A 15,001-nucleotide genomic window follows, 5' to 3' on the forward strand; every position below is an offset into this window, starting at 1 on the left:
CACTCACAATGAACTGCATCCTGATATTGTTCCCACATGACCAGCCCCGATCCCGACAGCCTGCTCGCCGAGCAGCTGCTGCGGCTCACCCGCCGGGTGCACCGCGTCCAGAAGCGCCACCTGGCGCAGCGCGAGCTGGGCGTCACCCCGGCCCAGTCCCGCCTGCTGCGCACCCTGGCGCACTACAGCTCGCCGCCGCGCATGGCGGACCTCGCCGAGCGCCTGGAAGTGGTACCGCGCGCGGTGACGACGCTGGTCGACGGACTGGAGGCACGCGGCACGGTCCGCCGGGTACCCGACCCGACGAACCGCCGGGTGACCCGCATCGAACTGACCGACGACGGGCGCAAGACCCTCGGCGAGGTACGTGCCGCGCGCCGGTCAGCGGCGGAGGAGATCCTTGCGCCGCTGACCGCGGGGCAGCGGGAGGCGCTGGGCGGACTGCTGGACACACTGATCGACGGGGCCGCTGTCGAGCACTGCTGAATTCCGCCGGATTCCGCTGGTTCCCGCTGAACTCCTCGGATCGCCGACGCGTGACCGGTTCTGTATGCGCCTCGCGTGGCCTCTGTGTGATCAGCAGCCGGTGTCGTCCTGGGTGAGCACCCCCTGCACCGTGGTCAGCGAACGGTCGTAGCAGCCTGCTGAGCCGTACAGCCGGTACCGCTCGCTCGTCGTGCCGACCGCGTGGCGCTGATCGCGGGGAACATTCAAGGTGTACGTCGCGTCGCCGGTGTAGGTGTCGTCGAGCCGCGACCACGAGGTGCGGCGATCCCCGTGCGATTCCTCGACCGCCGCCCGGTCGCCGAGCGTCAGGACGGTGCGCAGCCGGTCGTCCGTGCCGATCGTCGTGGCGCCGTTCATCGTGTACGTCCGTCGCGTGTGCGTCGTCCTCACCGGCCCGCCGCCGTCGACCGCCACGGACTCGTCGTCCGTCCATGTGGCGTCGAGGCCGTCCGTCGTCTCACCCTCGGTCCAGCGGTGCACGGAGGAATCGGCCAGCGTCCGGTCGACGGTGGTCGTCACGCGCCCGTGCGAGGTGTCGACGTATCCGGCGACGGTCAGCCGGTGACCGGCCTCGGTGTCGACGCGGTCTTGCTGCGAACCGGGTATGTAAGTGGACGAGTTGGTGACTTCGGTCGCCTTGTGCACGGTGAGTCCCCCGGTGACGTGCGCACGCTGCGCGTCCCGCCACACCAGCACGTTCACTCGGGTGCTCCAGCCGGCCTGCCCCTCGGGGACGCCGGCGACCGAGACCTCGACGCGGTGGGGGCGGCCGTCGTCGAGCAGCCCCGCGAACGGCGTCAGGTCGCATTCGATCGGCTTGACGTCGAAGGCCCGTGGCCCCGGAATGACGTACCAGAGGTAGGGGTCGGACCAGCCGCCGGTCCACACGTTCGGGAACGGCGCGGCGATTCCGGCCAGTTGGCCGTCGACCGTTATCTGCACCTCGCGGTACGCACCCCGGTCCGCCTTGCAGGAGTACGGCGCCGGCTCGGGCACCGTCAGATACCAGAACTCCTCGCAACCGCCGCCCGATCCGGTGGCGTACACCTCAGCAACGATGCGCTCACTGTTGCGCGGGGTGGTGAGGGTCGCACCGGAGGCTGTGCCGGCGAGGGGCAGAACGCGGTCGGGCGGCGTGGCGGCCCTGGCCTGCGGATCGGCCGTGTAGAAGGTCAGCGTGGCCCGGACGTCGATGACACCCGTGTACGTGCCGTCGACGACGTTCCCGATGAGCATCTCGACGTCCCGCGGGCTGTGGAAGGTGTCGCTGTATCGCGTCACATCCTTCTCCATGGACCACTCGATACCGTCCGGCGACGGCTCCGGCGTCGACGTACGCAAGACCTCCACCCCACCGACGCGCAGATAGCCGAGCCGGTCGAACTGGCGCCCCTTCACCTTGCCCTCGAGCCGCAGGACGACCTTGCTCCAGCGGTCACCGCATCCGCCTGGTGGCGTGTAGGTCCCCTTGTACGGCGTGTAGTCGCGGAACTGAGCCTCGGCAAGGGTGACTTGGCACGACTTGCCGTGCGGCTCGGCGACGGGCGGCGCGGCAGTGACCGGGTCGTGCCAGTCGGTGCCGAACTCGGCCGGGACATCGGCGGGTTGAGCTGCTTGAGCTGGGGCTGCCTGAGCCGGAGCGGCTTGAGCTGGAGCGGCTTGAGCTGGAGCCGATTGGGCGGGTGACGCGCCGACTCCGAGGGCGCTCACGAGGAGGGTCGCTCCGGCGAGCATGGACATGACGATCCGTCTTCTCATGTGCGGTGTTCTACGGCGACTCGTCCGTCTCGGCAATGGCGCCTCTCCCGCCAACCGCGTCAGGCCGCCAACTCCGCCCTGTCTCCCATGACCACGACCGGATGCCGGGCCGGGTCCAGCACCCGCAGCAGATACTCCATCGCCGATCTGGACACGCTGACGCAGCCCGACGTACCGCTGCCATGGTCCATGTGCAGCCAGATACTCCCGCCCTTCCCCTCGCCCTCGGGGCGCGCCGGATCGTTCGGCGGGGTGCCCTTGATGCGGTTGTAGTCGATGGCGATGACGTAGTCGAAGTCGTGCCAGTGCGACGCGGCCCACCAGCGGGGCGCCGCGAAGGAACCGTCCTGCGTGTACGGCAACTTGGACCCGGGATCCGCGAGCACACCACCCGCATCCGTGAGGGTGAAGACGCCGACGGGACTGCGTCTGTCGCCGGAGCGGTGGTCCGTGGTCCACCCTCTCTTGCCGTTGTGCGCCGCCCACTCCCGGGTCCGCGTCCAGGTGGCGCCGCGCCTGCTGTACAGCACCACCGTGGCGTTCGCCGCGTTCCCGCCGTCGCCGTAGACCGCGACGACCTGGCCGGATGCCGCGGGGATCCGCTGCCGCATCCGGGGCCCGACGCCGGGGATACGCGACGGCTCGAAGGCGCGGTGCGCGTGTGCCGGCCGGGCGGCCGTGGGCCCGTCGCCTCCCGCTCCCCCAGCGGCGCCGCCTCTCGCCGCGCCGCACCCGCACAAGGCCACCCATAAGATCCCGCAGGCCGCCACCGCGACCGCCGCACGCCGCACACCCTCGATCAGCACCGGACCATGCTGGCATCACACACCGGGGGATCGCGTGAGGTTTCGGACACCGGCGGCCCCGGTGATCCGGCCGAGGATGACGGCCCGATGCAGAAAACCGGGTCAGCGAGCCTCCGCCCATGCCTGGCGTCGGCCCCCGGTGCGAGTCGTGAGGGTGCGTACGCGCAGGCCAGGGTCCGTGACGTTGCGCGGTCCCGAACCGGGGTGGAAGGCTGGAGAGCAGCACCGGTTCGGGGACTGCCCGCGGACCGTCCGGTTCGCGCCGGGTGAGACCGGTGCCCCGCGTGCCGACGGTTCGCCGCCGACCGCGGTATGAGCGGGCCGTCCCCATCACCTGGAGGTACCCGTGAACAGCGCCGACGGATGGGGAGACGACGTCTACCAGCCCGATGGGTCCGAGGTACAGGACGACGCAGGGCTGCTCGACGCGGAGGACACGCTGGTCAACGACGGCGTCAGCGACCCTCTCGACCGGGGCTGGTCGCCTCCTGAGCGACCCTGGGCGGTGGAGCACACCGGTGTGACGGCGGCGGAGCGCCACCAGGGCGAGACCCTGGATCAGCGGCTCGCCGAGGAACTGCCCGACCCTGCCGTCCCCGACGGCGACGGCATCGGCGACTGTCAGGGCACCGACGGCGAAGCGCTCGACGACGAGGTCGGCGACCGCCGGTCCGGCCGCCTCGTCGCGCCCGACGAGGGAACTCACGAGGACGAGGAGAGCGCGCTGGTCGCCACGGACGTGGGCATCGACGGCGCGGGCGCCTCCGCCGAGGAGGCCGCGATGCACATCGTGGACGAAGAGACCTTGCCCGGTTGACACCGGCGTCCCCTGCCCGTTCCCGCCCACTGCCCCGTGCGAGGAGCCGACATGCAGCAGGACAAGCACCCCGAATACCGGTCCGTGGTCTTCCGCGACCGGTCCGCTGGTTACGCCTTTCTGACACGGTCCACCGCGACCAGTGACCAGACCATCGACTGGGACGACGGCGAGACATACCCCGTGGTCGACGTGGAGATCTCCTCGGAGAGTCACCCGTTCTACACCGGCAAGGCCCGCACAGTGGACACGGAGGGTCGCATCTCGCGCTTCGAGCGGCGCTACGGCGGGGCCGCACCGGACTCCGGCGGGCCCGGCGGAGCGGCCTGACGTCCCACTGCCCGGCCACTCAGCCGACGGTCGGGCAGAGCGGCGGCAGGACCGGACAGGCCGGCCGAACCCCCGAACAGGACGATCAGCCGGCCCTCGCGGCCAGACGGCGGGCCCGCACGGTCGACCGGCCCACCCTTCGGTCAGATCACATTGAGGGCCGCCGCGCAGCCCACTCCCCCGAGGATCATGAACGCCGGCATCAGCACCTTGATCTCGATCCAGCTGCCGGCCCGGAACCGCATGCCCTTCGGCGGCCCCACCGGGTACCAGCGCTTGCGGCCCAGCGGGATCGGCCACAGGATCGGGCAGCCGGAGACGGTCAGCGCGTCCCCGACGCAGTGCACCAGCGCCCCCAGCACGATCGGCAGCCCCAGCCACAGGTACTCCTGGCCGGGCTCGGTGAACAGCCAGTGAGAGCCGTTGCCCGGTTTGTCCAGGACACCGGCGATGATCCACGAGCTGGTCGCGGCGAGCAGCCAGACCAGAACATCGCTGCTGGAACCGCGTGCGGCCCGCCACAGCAGCCCCTCGATCGCCAGCACCATGTGCGCGAACAGGATCGCCAGCACCGCCCAGCGGCCGCCGGCGACCGCCAGGGCGGACGCGCCCGCGCCGATCAGCACCGCCCACACCCAGGTGTGCGTCAGGGTGCGGTGCCCGCCGGAGCGACGCGGGTCGCCCGGCTTCCTGGTCCCCTTGTAGACGGCGTAGGAGAGCGCGTCCACGAACTCGCACAGCCAGCGCGACAGCGGCCCGAAGGAGCGCGAGATGGTGGCCGCCTTGTGGTCGAGGTCCGGGGCGAGCGCGGCGCCGGCACAGATCAGCGCGCCGGACAGAACGACCGGCCAGGGCATCGGGTACCCCGCCGCCGCGGCGGCCGCCCCGACGCCGAGCCAGGCAGCGGCCCCCGACAGTGAGTGTGCTGGTCCCATCATGGCCGTTGCCCGCCCCATTCCTCGTGTGCCGCAGTCCAGTTGACCAGGTGCGTTGACGCTTCGTCGGCGACACAGCGTAGCGGTAGCGATCTTCGCATCCACAGCCGATTCCCTGATCGGCCGGAAGGCCAGGCAAGATGGGTGCGTGACCCTCATCGATCAGCTGCCGCCGACCGCCGACCCCGATGCCCTCTACGAGTCCTTCGAGTCGTGGGCGCAGGACCGCGGTCTCACGCTCTACCCCCACCAGGAGGAGGCGCTGATCGAGGTGGTCTCCGGCGCGAACGTGATCGTGTCGACCCCCACCGGCTCCGGCAAGAGCATGATCGCGGCCGGTGCCCACTTCGCCGCGCTGGCCCGCGACGAGGTCACCTTCTACACGGCCCCGATCAAGGCGCTCGTGTCGGAGAAGTTCTTCGAGCTGTGCAAGATCTTCGGCACCGAGAACGTCGGCATGCTGACCGGCGACGCCTCCGTCAACGCCGACGCCCCCGTGATCTGCTGCACGGCCGAGGTGCTCGCGTCCATCGCGCTGCGCGACGGCAAGGACGCGGACATCGGCCAGGTCGTGATGGACGAGTTCCACTTCTACGCGGAGGGCGACCGCGGCTGGGCCTGGCAGATCCCGCTGCTCGAACTGCCCCAGGCGCAGTTCATCCTGATGTCGGCCACGCTCGGCGACGTGGCCTTCTTCGAGAAGGACCTCACCCGCCGCACCGGCCGCCCCACGGCGGTGGTCCGCTCGGCGACCCGCCCGGTGCCCCTCTCCTACGAGTACAAGTTCACGCCGCTCACGGAGACGCTGACCGACCTCCTCGAGACCAAGCAGGCGCCGGTCTACATCGTGCACTTCACGCAGGCGCAGGCCGTGGAGCGGGCGCAGGCGCTGATGAGCATCAACATGTGCACGCGGGAGGAGAAGGAGCAGATCGCCGAGCTGATCGGCAACTTCCGCTTCACCACCAAGTTCGGCCGCAATCTCTCCCGTTACGTCCGCCACGGCATCGGCGTCCACCACGCCGGCATGCTGCCGAAGTACCGGCGTCTGGTGGAGAAGCTCGCGCAGGCCGGTCTGCTGAAGGTGATCTGCGGCACGGACACGCTCGGCGTGGGCGTCAACGTCCCCATCCGTACCGTGCTGTTCACGGCGCTGACCAAGTACGACGGCAACCGCGTCCGTACGCTGCGCGCCCGCGAGTTCCACCAGATCGCGGGCCGGGCGGGCCGGGCCGGCTTCGACACGGCAGGTCTGGTCGTCGCGCAGGCGCCCGAGCACGTCATCGAGAACGAGAAGGCGCTCGCCAAGGCGGGCGACGATCCGAAGAAGCGCCGCAAGGTGGTGCGCAAGAAGGCGCCGGAGGGCTTCGTCGGCTGGGCGGAGAACACCTTCGAGAAGCTGATCGCGTCCGAGCCGGAACCGCTGACGTCCCGTTTCCGGGTGACGCACACCATGCTGCTGTCGGTGATCGCCCGCCCCGGCAACGCCTTCGAGGCGATGCGCCGCCTGCTGGAGGACAACCACGAGCCGCGCAAGCAGCAGCTCCGGCACATCCGGCGGGCGATCGCCATCTACCGCTCGCTGCTGGACGGCGGCATCGTCGAGAAGCTCGACAAGCCGGACGCCGAGGGCCGCATCGTCCGTCTCACGGTCGACCTCCAGCAGGACTTCGCGCTCAACCAGCCGCTGTCCACCTTCGCGCTCGCCGCGTTCGAGCTGCTGGACCCCGAGTCGCCGTCGTACGCGCTGGACATGGTGTCCGTCGTGGAGTCCACGCTGGACGACCCCCGGCAGATCCTGGCCGCCCAGCAGAACAAGGCGCGCGGCGAGGCCGTGGCGGCGATGAAGGCGGACGGCGTCGAGTACGAGGAGCGCATGGAGCGTCTCCAGGACATCAGCTACCCGAAGCCGCTGGAAGAGCTGCTCTTCCACGCGTACAACACCTACCGCAAGAGCCATCCCTGGGTCGGCGACCATCCCCTGTCGCCGAAGTCCGTCGTCCGTGACATGTACGAACGGGCGATGTCCTTCACCGAGTTTGTGTCCTTCTACGAGCTGGCGCGTACCGAGGGCATCGTGCTGCGCTACCTCGCCGGCGCCTACAAGGCGCTGGAACACACAATTCCGGACGACCTCAAGTCGGAGGATCTCCAGGACCTGATCGCCTGGCTCGGCGAAATGGTGCGCCAGGTCGACTCCAGCCTGCTGGACGAGTGGGAGCAGCTGGCCAACCCGGAGGAGATGACCGCGGAGGAGGCCCAGGAGAAGGCCGACGAGGTCAAGCCGGTCACCACCAACGCGCGCGCCTTCCGGGTCCTGGTCCGCAACGCGATGTTCCGCCGCGTGGAACTCGCCGCCCTCGACCAGGTCGAGGAGCTCGGCGAGATGGACGCCGAGTCCGGCTGGGACGCGCAGGCCTGGGGCGACGCGATGGACAAGTACTGGGACGAGTACGAGGACCTCGGCACCGGTCCCGACGCCCGCGGCCCCAAGCTGCTCGTGATCCAGGAGGAGCCGCAGAACGGCCTGTGGCGCGTCCGGCAGATCTTCGACGACCCGAACGACGACCACGACTGGGGCATCAGCGCGGAGGTCGATCTCGCGGCCTCCGACGCGGAGGGCCGCGCGGTCGTCCGCGTCACCGATGTCGGCCAGCTGTGAACACAGGAGAATCCCACCCATGACCAACCCTGCGGAACGACTGGTCGACCTGCTCGACCTGGAGCAGATCGAAGTCGACATATTCCGTGGCCGGAGCCCGCAGGAGTCCCTCCAGCGCGTCTTCGGCGGCCAGGTGGCGGGCCAGGCCCTGGTCGCCGCCGGACGCACCACGGACGGCGACCGCCCGGTGCACTCCCTGCACGCGTACTTCCTGCGCCCGGGTCGGCCGGGCGTGCCGATCGTGTACCAGGTGGAGCGGGTGCGGGACGGGCGTTCGTTCACCACACGTCGCGTCACCGCCGTGCAGCAGGGCCGCACGATCTTCAATTTGACCGCCTCCTTTCACAAGCCTGAGGAAGGACCGTTCGAGCACCAGTTGCCGCCGGCCCGCGAGGTGCCGGACCCCGAGTCCCTGCCGCCGGTCGCGGAGGAGATCCGCAAGCACATGGGGGCTCTGCCGGAGCAGTTGGAGCGGATGGCGCGCCGCCAGCCCTTCGACATCCGTTACGTGGACCGGCTGCGGTGGAGCGCCGAGGAGATCAAGGGTGCCGAGCCGCGCAGCGCGGTGTGGATGCGCGCGGTCGGTCCGCTGGGCGACGACCCGCTGGTGCACACGTGCGCGCTCACCTATGCCAGCGACATGACGCTGCTCGACGCGGTCCGCATCCCCGTCGAGCCCCTCTGGGGTCCGCGGAGCTTCGATCTGGCCTCCCTGGACCACGCCATGTGGTTCCACCGGCCGTTCCGCGCGGACGAGTGGTTCCTGTACGACCAGGAGTCGCCGATCGCCATCGGCGGCCGCGGTCTGGCACGGGGCCGCATCTACGACCGGCGCGGACGTCTGCTGGTCTCGGTCGTCCAGGAGGGACTGTTCCGCCCGCTGTAGGGACTGTTGCCGCTGCGGTGGGGAAGCGTCCGGCCCATGTCAGGAATGTCTGTTCAGGGCACCTGCGGACCTGCGGGTCAGAGCATCACAGCGCAGCAGGCCGGGGGCTTCTGCGACGCAGCCAGCCCCGCAGTCGGTGGGGTGGAGCCGACGTCTCGGGCGCGACTGATCCGTGTCGTGGAGCGGGGGCTTCGCTGTGGGCTGCGGAGGCCTCACCTCGCGGTACGGGCGACACCGGCCGCGGTGCGGGCGTGATCTGTCGCGGCACGGGGCGCGGTGCGGAGCGGTGCGCACGTGCCTCGTCCACCGCTCGAGTCAGGCCGTGCCGCAGCCGGTCGGCCTCGTCCGTGTCGTCCGCCGTCATGATCCTCTCCGCGAGGTGCGCGGACGGCGATCCCGGTGTGCCGTTGGCAGGCGGCCCGGGGCGGAACCGGTTCAGGTGGGCGCGTTCGTAAGGGTCCTGGACGATGTCCGCGACATGGACCGGATCGAGGAAGGCGGCCAGGGCCCCGGCACGCGCCCATGGATCTTCGGCTTGCTGGAGCAGGCATCCCAGATGGCGTCCGCGCCAGTTGCGGGCGCGTAGATCGAGGTCCGTCCTGAGTTGGTCGCGCAGCGTCTCGGGCATACGGCCGGTCAGCAGGCGGGAGTTCTTGTCGTCGTCCGCGAACTGCCGTAGTTCTTCGGCCAGATAGAGCCAGACCACGGCTCGATACCGGTTGAGGTAGAAGGTCACGGGCACGATCAGCCCCAGACGGGCAAGGCGGGTGAACCTGCCGGCCGACACGTCCATCAGGTGCGCGCCCTCGGTGGTTGCCACGGTCGTGATGCCCTGGCGGAGGGCTTCGAGGGAGCCGTCCGCCGCGCGCAGCCGGTCGATCTCGGCGCGCTGGACCCTGCGGCCGCCACCCCCTCCCTCGTCGGGCACCGTCCGGAGGCGTCCGAGGTGCACAGCGAGGTCGAACTCCCGTCGCTTCAGCCCCAGTTCGCGTGCGGCTCGACTCGACGTACAGGTGAGGTGGCGCGGTGGTGTGATGGTGTCGCCCGACATGGTCGTACTCCCCCGTGAAGTCAGTGCTCACGCTGTGTGCGCTTGCCGTGACACACACCGTAGCCGCTCCGGCGATTGCCGTGGCGAGCCTGTGGATAACTCCACGGGGAATGGCAAACCCGCAGGTCAGAGATCCACGACCGGAGTACGCTCAGGCTGTCTGGCGTCCAGGCCGAGGTGCTCGCCGACCCGGTTGACGAGCAGCGTCATCTCGTAGGCGATCTGGCCGATGTCGGCCTCCGCGCCGCTGAACACGCACAGGCAGCTGCCATCGCCCGCCGCGGTGACGAAGAGCACGGCGTCGTCGTACTCGATCATCGTCTGACGCACCTTGCCCGCACCGAAGTGGCGTCCCGAACCCTTGGCCAGGCTGTGCAGTCCGGAGGCTACGGCGGCGAGGTGTTCCGCGTCCTCGCGGCGAAGGCCCGTACTCGAGCCCGTCACCAGCCCGTCGTTCGACAGGACGAGGGCGTGCCGTACGTGCTCCACTCGCTCGGTCAGGTCATCGAGCAACCAGCCGAGTCTCTGGTTCTGCACCATGCTCCGTCTCCCCGTGCGACGTCTCCCCCTGGCCGGAGGAGCTGTCCGCCAGCCTTCCTGACGGCCGCCGTCCCGGCAAGCAGGATGGAGCCATGGCACAGAAGATGACCGACGAGGAATGGCGGGCGTTCGTCTCGGACGGCACCCGCACCGGCAAACTGGCGACCGTACGAGCCGACGGGAGTCCTCACGTGGCACCCGTCTGGTTCCTGTTGGACGGGGACGAGCTGGTCTTCAACACCGGTAAGGAGACGGTGAAGGGGCTCAATCTCGCCCGTGACGGGCGGGTCGCACTGTGCGTGGACGACGAACGGCCGCCGTTCGGGTTCGTCGTGCTGAACGGGCGCGCCCAACTGTCCGAGGACCTCGACGAGGTCCGCTCCTGGGCCACGCGCATCGCGGCCCGGTACATGGGCGAGGATCGCGCCGAGGAGTTCGGCGCCCGCAACGGCGTGCCGGGCGAGCTCCTGGTCCGCATGGCGATCGACAAGGTGACGGCAGTGAAGGACCTGACGGACTGAGGACCGCCGATCGCGACTCAGCCCACGGAGTCGAGGAGCCGGGCGGTGTGCATCCGCCCGGCGTACTCGACCAGACGGATCAGGACCTCCTTGCCCGAGTCTCGGTCGCGCGCGTCGCAGAGGACGACGGGTGTCCCCTGGTCGAGGTCGAGGGCGCGGCACACGTCGTGGGAACCGTAGGAGCGGGAGCTGGGGAAGCAGTTGACGGCCACGACGAACGGGATGCGCCGATGCTCGAAGTAGTCGACGGCCGGGAAGCAGTCCTCCAGCCGCCGGGTGTCCGCGAGGACCACCGCGCCGAGGGCTCCCTGTGACAGTTCGTCCCAGAGGAACCAGAAACGGTCCTGGCCCGGGGTACCGAAGAGGTACAGCGACAGGCCGGAGCGGATGGTGATCCGGCCGAAGTCCATGGCAACGGTCGTGGTGACCTTCTGGTCGACGCCGTCGGTGTCGTCCACCGACTGGCCCGCCTCACTGAGCAGTTCCTCGGTGCGCAGTGGTCTGATCTCGCTGACCGCGCCCACCAGGGTGGTCTTGCCTACGCCGAAACCGCCGGCGACCAGAATCTTCAACGCCAGGGCGGACGTGTCGCCTTCGGCTTCGGAGTGCTCGGAGACCATGATCACTTCTCTCGGGAGTGCCGGTGGTGATCGACGCCCGGGGGCGACGTCGGCATCATGACGACTGTGGCTCCACCACGCGGGAGTGGACCGGTGTGCGACTCGACCGTCCGGCCCGCGCCGGGTTGTCTCTGATTGCTCATCTACAGGGCCCGCAATCCTGCGATGACCTCGCGCAGAATCCGTTCGTCGGGCAGTTGGGCCGGCGGCACCGGGCGGGTGACCGTCACACATCCCAGTTCCAGGAGGTCGCCGAGGAGCACCCTGACCACGCCCACGGGAAGGTCGGCGCCCGCGGCGAGTTCCGCCACGGACTGGGTTTCCGTGCGACACAGGTCGATGAGCGTCCGGTGCTCGGGGCCGAGGGCCGTGTCGCCGTCGACAGCGGGCGCGCCGGGGTCGAGCGTGACGAGTGCGATCAGGTCGAACCGCGCCCCGGCGGGCCCGGGTTGGGTACGTCCGCCGGTCATGGCGTACGGGCGGACCAGAGGCCCGGCCTCGCTGTCGTACCACTGGCTGCCCTGTTCCCACGAGGCCCCCGTCATGTCCTCGGTCATCGGTCCCGACCGCCCTCTCGGCTCATCCGGCGGCAGGCGGCCGCGCAGCGACGCGAGGGGCCGAGTAGAGGTGCTCGCCGACGCGCTTGACCAGCCGTGCCATCTCGTACGCGACCAGACCGATGTCGGCGGTGACGGCCGTGAGGAGCGCGAGACACGAGCCGTCTCCGGCCGCGGCCACGAAGAGAAAGGCGTCGTCCATCTCCACCATGGTCTGGCGTACCCCGCCCGCTCCGAAGTGCCGACCCGCGCCCTTGGCAAGGCTGTTGAAGCCCGAGGCGACCGCGGCGAGGTGCTCGGCGTCCTCCCGCGCCAGGCCGGTCGAGGCGCCGACGGCGAGGCCGTCGTTGGAGAGCACCACGGCATGCCGCACTTCTGCCACGCGCATCACCAGGTCGTCCAGCAGCCAGTCGAGTTCGCCGGAGCGCTGGGCCGTACTCATACTCGGGTCCTGGATCATGCGGGGTCTCCTTCACTGCTGTCGCGGCCCGCTTCGGAGGCCGGGGCGGCGGCGCGGCCGGGTTGCCTGCCTCCGCCGCGTGTCCAGCCGTCGCGGTAAGCGGCCATGCGGTCCCGTACGAGTTCGGGGGTGCGCCGGTCGTCGTCTCGGGAGGCCGGTGCGGGGACCGGCTCCTCGGTTCTCTGTCCGCGCAGCTGCGGGGCGAGGTTCGCCTGCCGAACCCGGCGCGGGAGGTCGTCGGTGCCCTCGCCGTCGTGCGGCGGGCGATGCGGCCGCAAGGCGGTGACTCCGGGGGGCGGGGTTTCGGTGACTCGCTCCGGCGGTTTCGGGACATTGGCCACCAGGGCGGGGCGGCCGACCGGCGCGGCCACGGCCTCGTGGGACACGGTGGCGTCGGGCACGCGCGCGTACCTGTGTTCCGCGGAGTGCTCCGCCTGTGCCGCCGAGTGGGGCGCACGATCCGTGGTTCCGCCGTGGAGCAGGGCGGTGGGCAGCAGGACCACGGCGGTGGTGCCGCCGTAGGGCGACGTCTGCAGGTGCACTTTGATGCCCTGGCGCGCCGCGAGTCTGCTGACCACGAAGAGTCCGAGACGGTCGCTGTCGAGCAGGTCGAGTGCCTCGGACTGTTCGATGCGGCGGTTCGCCTCGGTGAGGGTGTCCTGGCCCATGCCCAGCCCCCGGTCCTCCACCTCGAGCGCGTAGCCGTTGCCGACGGGTTCGCCGGTGATGCGTACGCGCGTGTGGGGTGGGGAGAACTGGGCCGCGTTCTCCACGATCTCGGCGAGCAGGTGGGTGAGGTCGGCGACGGCCGCACCGACGACGGAGGCCTCGGGAAGCTGGCGTACCTCCACGCGCGCGTAGTCCTCGACTTCGGAGACGGCCGCGCGCACCACGTTCGTGAGGGACACCGGCATGCGCCAGGCCCGCCCGGGAGCCGCTCCGGAGAGGATGATCAGGCTCTCCGCGTGCCGCCTCATACGGGTGGTGAGGTGGTCGAGCCGGAAGAGGTCGCTCAGTTCGTCCGGGTCATCGGAACGGCGTTCCATGCGGTCCAGCAGGCTCAGTTGGCGGTGCACCAGGATCTGGCTGCGACGGGCGAGGTTGACGAAGACTCCCGAGATGCCGCTGGCGAGTTCGGCGCGCTCCACCGCGGCACTGAGGGCGGCCCGGTGCACCGTGGCGAGCGCCTCGGCGACCTGGCCCGTCTCGTCGTCCGCGGGCGAACCGGGGGGCGCCTCGGCCCGGATGTCGATCTCGTCGCCGGCCCGCAGTCGCCGCATGGCCTCCGGGAGTTTGCGACGTGCGATCTCCAGGGCGCCGTTGCGTAGGCTGACCAGTTCCACGACGAGGGCGCGTCCGATGCGTACGGAGATGACGAGCGAGACGGCGACGGCGACCAGTCCGAGGAGGACCGCGGCACCGGCCGGGGTGAGCAGACCGCGCGTGAACGGGTCTGCCCGGCCCGCGACGGCACGGCCCGCGTCCGCCTCGATCGAGCGCATTCCGTCCTGCACGCGTGCGTGAGCCGTGTCCCAGGTGCCCGCGGGGGCCGCGCCGATCGCACGGGCGCCCGCGCTCGCGAGGGCCCGGTCCTCCAGCGTGCCCACAGTGGTGTAGGCGGCGCCGTCGGCGAGGTCTCGCCAGGCGGCTCGCGGGGCGGTGGGCAGGTCCTCGGCGGATTCGGTGAGCGTGCGGCGCGTGCCGACGGCGCCGGTGAACAGTTTCAGCCGCTCACCCTCGAGGCGCCCGGTGAGGCGGGCGCCGGCGAGGATCGTGTCCTCCTGGGCCAACGCCTCCTCCGCCCGGGAGAATTCGAGCAGCACGCGCGCGTCGGAGCCGAGATCGTCGGCCTGGATGCCGGTGAGCGCCCCGTCCACGCCGAAGGCCGTCGCGATGGTCTTCGTGTACTGCTCGTACGCCTCGTCCCAGCCGGCCCGGCGGTCGAGTACCGCCGTGCGCAGTGTGCGCAGGTGCTCGGCATCGGTGACGAAGGCCGTCAGGCGCTGCGCGACGCCGGGCGGCAGTTCCTCGCTGTCGGCGACCGTGCTGCCGTCGCCCAGCCGCAGCTCGGCCACGGCACGGTCGGTGCGCGCCGCGAGCTCCCTGAGGTCGCCACGCTGTCCGGCGGCCGGGGCCGTCGCGTAGGCCACGGCGGTCGTGCGCTCGGCCTGCAGGGCGGCGACCGCGGAGGCGACCGGGGCCCGCAGCTTGGCGTCGACGCGCTGCGACTGCCGGAGCCGGGAAACGTCCTGGGCGGTGCTGACAGTGGCGTACGCCCACAGCGTGAGCAGGGAGACCACAGGCACCATCAGCAGGCAGACGACCTTGGCCCGCACCGTCCGCGGACGGAGGCGCCATCGCCCCGCGCGCGTGGGCGCGTTGTCCGCCACCGTGCCGAGGGGAGCGTCGTTTCGTTCGTCGGCGGGCGGACCGGCGTGCGCGCGGCGGCCGCGTACCGGCGGCGTGCTCGGTATGGTCCGCGCGGACGGCGTCTCCGGGCCTTCGGTGGGGGTCCTACGGGGTGTGCGCATGGCCTCCTCGCTCGGTGGTG

General features: G+C 70.7%; 15 protein-coding genes. 6 read left to right on the forward strand and 9 right to left on the reverse strand.

Annotated elements, in window-relative coordinates:
- Positions 1–36: 36 nt before the first annotated feature.
- Positions 37–486 (forward strand): MarR family transcriptional regulator, encoded by a 450-nt coding sequence (locus ABZ910_RS06590; RefSeq protein WP_361360226.1) that lies wholly within the window; start codon positions 37–39, stop codon positions 484–486.
- A gap of 90 nt (positions 487–576) precedes the next feature.
- On the opposite strand, the gene ABZ910_RS06595 is transcribed toward ABZ910_RS06590, so the two are convergent.
- Together ABZ910_RS06595 and ABZ910_RS06600 are read right to left on the reverse strand one after the other, a co-directional pair.
- Positions 577–2,265, reverse strand: coding sequence for a peptide-N4-asparagine amidase (locus ABZ910_RS06595; RefSeq protein ID WP_361360229.1), 1,689 nt, complete (start codon positions 2,263–2,265; stop codon positions 577–579).
- A gap of 59 nt (positions 2,266–2,324) precedes the next feature.
- Positions 2,325–3,071: a L,D-transpeptidase family protein gene (locus ABZ910_RS06600; protein WP_361360232.1), complete on the reverse strand. Its 747-nt coding sequence runs from the start codon at positions 3,069–3,071 to the stop codon at positions 2,325–2,327.
- A gap of 346 nt (positions 3,072–3,417) precedes the next feature.
- Here ABZ910_RS06600 and ABZ910_RS06605 point away from each other — a divergent pair, with 346 nt between their 5' ends.
- Complete coding sequence (locus ABZ910_RS06605) at positions 3,418–3,888, forward strand: DUF5709 domain-containing protein (RefSeq protein ID WP_361360235.1); 471 nt, start codon at positions 3,418–3,420, stop codon at positions 3,886–3,888.
- A 51-nt stretch (positions 3,889–3,939) separates the two neighbouring features.
- On the forward strand, positions 3,940–4,218 hold the full coding sequence (locus ABZ910_RS06610; RefSeq protein ID WP_361360237.1) for a type B 50S ribosomal protein L31: 279 nt from the start codon (positions 3,940–3,942) through the stop codon (positions 4,216–4,218).
- Between the two features lie 143 nt (positions 4,219–4,361).
- Here the strand turns inward: ABZ910_RS06610 and ABZ910_RS06615 are convergent, their stop codons facing one another.
- Positions 4,362–5,156 carry a metal-dependent hydrolase gene (locus tag ABZ910_RS06615; RefSeq protein WP_361360239.1) on the reverse strand — a complete coding sequence of 265 codons (795 nt, stop codon included), beginning with the start codon at positions 5,154–5,156 and terminating at the stop codon, positions 4,362–4,364.
- A gap of 145 nt (positions 5,157–5,301) precedes the next feature.
- Here ABZ910_RS06615 and ABZ910_RS06620 point away from each other — a divergent pair, with 145 nt between their 5' ends.
- Both ABZ910_RS06620 and ABZ910_RS06625 read left to right on the forward strand, forming a co-directional pair.
- The gene (locus tag ABZ910_RS06620) at positions 5,302–7,815 is read left to right on the forward strand and encodes a DUF3516 domain-containing protein (RefSeq protein ID WP_361360242.1); all 2,514 of its coding nucleotides are present in this window, start codon (positions 5,302–5,304) and stop codon (positions 7,813–7,815) included.
- A gap of 19 nt (positions 7,816–7,834) precedes the next feature.
- Positions 7,835–8,701 carry an acyl-CoA thioesterase II gene (locus tag ABZ910_RS06625; protein WP_361360245.1) on the forward strand — a complete coding sequence of 289 codons (867 nt, stop codon included), beginning with the start codon at positions 7,835–7,837 and terminating at the stop codon, positions 8,699–8,701.
- An 85-nt stretch (positions 8,702–8,786) separates the two neighbouring features.
- Here the strand turns inward: ABZ910_RS06625 and ABZ910_RS06630 are convergent, their stop codons facing one another.
- Both ABZ910_RS06630 and ABZ910_RS06635 read right to left on the reverse strand, forming a co-directional pair.
- Entirely contained in the window at positions 8,787–9,752 is a 966-nt protein-coding gene (locus ABZ910_RS06630) for a DUF6397 family protein (protein ID WP_361360248.1), read from the reverse strand.
- Between the two features lie 126 nt (positions 9,753–9,878).
- Positions 9,879–10,292, reverse strand: coding sequence for a roadblock/LC7 domain-containing protein (locus tag ABZ910_RS06635; protein ID WP_361360251.1), 414 nt, complete (start codon positions 10,290–10,292; stop codon positions 9,879–9,881).
- Positions 10,293–10,384: 92 nt separating this feature from the next.
- On the opposite strand from ABZ910_RS06635, the gene ABZ910_RS06640 reads away from it, so the two are divergent.
- Positions 10,385–10,813, forward strand: a complete 429-nt coding sequence (locus ABZ910_RS06640; RefSeq protein WP_361360254.1) for a PPOX class F420-dependent oxidoreductase — start codon at positions 10,385–10,387, stop codon at positions 10,811–10,813.
- A 17-nt stretch (positions 10,814–10,830) separates the two neighbouring features.
- Here the strand turns inward: ABZ910_RS06640 and ABZ910_RS06645 are convergent, their stop codons facing one another.
- The 4 genes from ABZ910_RS06645 to ABZ910_RS06660 all read right to left on the reverse strand — a co-directional run bounded on the left by ABZ910_RS06645 (position 10,831) and on the right by ABZ910_RS06660 (position 14,981).
- A complete protein-coding gene (locus tag ABZ910_RS06645; RefSeq protein ID WP_361360257.1) occupies positions 10,831–11,433 on the reverse strand; it encodes an ATP/GTP-binding protein in 603 nt (200 codons plus the stop codon).
- A gap of 143 nt (positions 11,434–11,576) precedes the next feature.
- Positions 11,577–11,990 carry a DUF742 domain-containing protein gene (locus ABZ910_RS06650; RefSeq protein WP_361360259.1) on the reverse strand — a complete coding sequence of 138 codons (414 nt, stop codon included), beginning with the start codon at positions 11,988–11,990 and terminating at the stop codon, positions 11,577–11,579.
- 22 nt (positions 11,991–12,012) lie between these two features.
- Complete coding sequence (locus tag ABZ910_RS06655) at positions 12,013–12,450, reverse strand: roadblock/LC7 domain-containing protein (protein ID WP_361360261.1); 438 nt, start codon at positions 12,448–12,450, stop codon at positions 12,013–12,015.
- Positions 12,447–14,981 carry a nitrate- and nitrite sensing domain-containing protein gene (locus ABZ910_RS06660; RefSeq protein ID WP_361360263.1) on the reverse strand — a complete coding sequence of 845 codons (2,535 nt, stop codon included), beginning with the start codon at positions 14,979–14,981 and terminating at the stop codon, positions 12,447–12,449. The genes ABZ910_RS06655 and ABZ910_RS06660 overlap by 4 nt, the downstream gene beginning before the upstream one ends.
- Between the last annotated feature and the right edge of the window lie 20 nt (positions 14,982–15,001).

The organism is Streptomyces sp. NPDC046805 (genome assembly GCF_040645355.1).
GTDB lineage: Bacteria > Actinomycetota > Actinomycetes > Streptomycetales > Streptomycetaceae > Streptomyces.

Coding starts and splice junctions, on each gene's coding strand:
- ABZ910_RS06590 (WP_361360226.1), top strand. CDS start 37: ATGACCAGCCCCGATCCCGACAGCCTGCTCGCCGAGCAGCTGCTGCGG.
- ABZ910_RS06595 (WP_361360229.1), bottom strand. CDS start 2,265: ATGAGAAGACGGATCGTCATGTCCATGCTCGCCGGAGCGACCCTCCTC.
- ABZ910_RS06610 (WP_361360237.1), top strand. CDS start 3,940: ATGCAGCAGGACAAGCACCCCGAATACCGGTCCGTGGTCTTCCGCGAC.
- ABZ910_RS06615 (WP_361360239.1), bottom strand. CDS start 5,156: ATGATGGGACCAGCACACTCACTGTCGGGGGCCGCTGCCTGGCTCGGC.
- ABZ910_RS06625 (WP_361360245.1), top strand. CDS start 7,835: ATGACCAACCCTGCGGAACGACTGGTCGACCTGCTCGACCTGGAGCAG.
- ABZ910_RS06630 (WP_361360248.1), bottom strand. CDS start 9,752: ATGTCGGGCGACACCATCACACCACCGCGCCACCTCACCTGTACGTCG.
- ABZ910_RS06635 (WP_361360251.1), bottom strand. CDS start 10,292: ATGGTGCAGAACCAGAGACTCGGCTGGTTGCTCGATGACCTGACCGAG.
- ABZ910_RS06640 (WP_361360254.1), top strand. CDS start 10,385: ATGGCACAGAAGATGACCGACGAGGAATGGCGGGCGTTCGTCTCGGAC.
- ABZ910_RS06645 (WP_361360257.1), bottom strand. CDS start 11,433: ATGGTCTCCGAGCACTCCGAAGCCGAAGGCGACACGTCCGCCCTGGCG.
- ABZ910_RS06650 (WP_361360259.1), bottom strand. CDS start 11,990: ATGACCGAGGACATGACGGGGGCCTCGTGGGAACAGGGCAGCCAGTGG.
- ABZ910_RS06655 (WP_361360261.1), bottom strand. CDS start 12,450: ATGATCCAGGACCCGAGTATGAGTACGGCCCAGCGCTCCGGCGAACTC.
- ABZ910_RS06660 (WP_361360263.1), bottom strand. CDS start 14,981: ATGCGCACACCCCGTAGGACCCCCACCGAAGGCCCGGAGACGCCGTCC.